The organism is Mesorhizobium sp. M0060 (assembly GCF_040323155.1).
In the GTDB taxonomy this organism is placed as follows: domain Bacteria; phylum Pseudomonadota; class Alphaproteobacteria; order Rhizobiales; family Rhizobiaceae; genus Mesorhizobium.
On record NZ_JAMYUP010000177.1, the window covers coordinates 1 to 611 of the forward strand.

The 611-nt window shown below is 61.0% G+C and carries 1 protein-coding gene; it reads left to right on the forward strand.

From position 1 onward, the window contains the following. Positions 1-119: 119 nt before the first annotated feature. Positions 120-611, forward strand: a 492-nt coding sequence (locus tag NKJ94_RS37480; RefSeq protein WP_352532821.1) for an ABC transporter permease, incomplete at its 3' end; no start/stop codon positions are given.

Genomic DNA, 611 nt, shown 5'->3' on the forward strand with positions numbered 1-611 from the left:
ACTGGTCCTAGCTGCGGACGTGAGGCCGGGCCGGCACTGACGGCTCGGTTTCAATCGCCGACAAAGGCGCCACTGGCGCGACCCATATCCGACGGACAGCAAAAACGGAGACATCCGGCATGCTTCGCTATCTGCTGGGACGCTTCTGGCAAAGTCTCGTCCTGCTCCTGCTGGTTTCGGTGATTGGCTTTGCCGTCTTGAACCTCGCTCCAGGCGGACCGCTCTCGCAGTTCAGCCTCACGCCAGGGATGACGCAGGCCGATCTCGATCGCATCGCCTCGCAAATGGGGCTCGACCGACCTCTTCCGGTTCAGTACATCGACTGGCTGTCACACCTGCTTCGCGGTGACTGGGGACGTTCCTACCGGGACGGAAGGCCGGTGCTCGACATCATCTGGGAGCACCTTGTCGCAACATTGCTGCTGATGGGCGTATCGACCGCGATCGCCATCTCCGTCGGTACGTGGGTAGGTGTCCTTGGCGCGCTCAAGCGGTATTCGATCTTCGACTACGCGGCGACAGTCGGCGCAATGGTAGCGTTGTCGATCCCGACCTTCTGGTTTGGGTTGATCGCGATTTACATCTTCTCGCTCCGGCTCAAATGGCTGCCG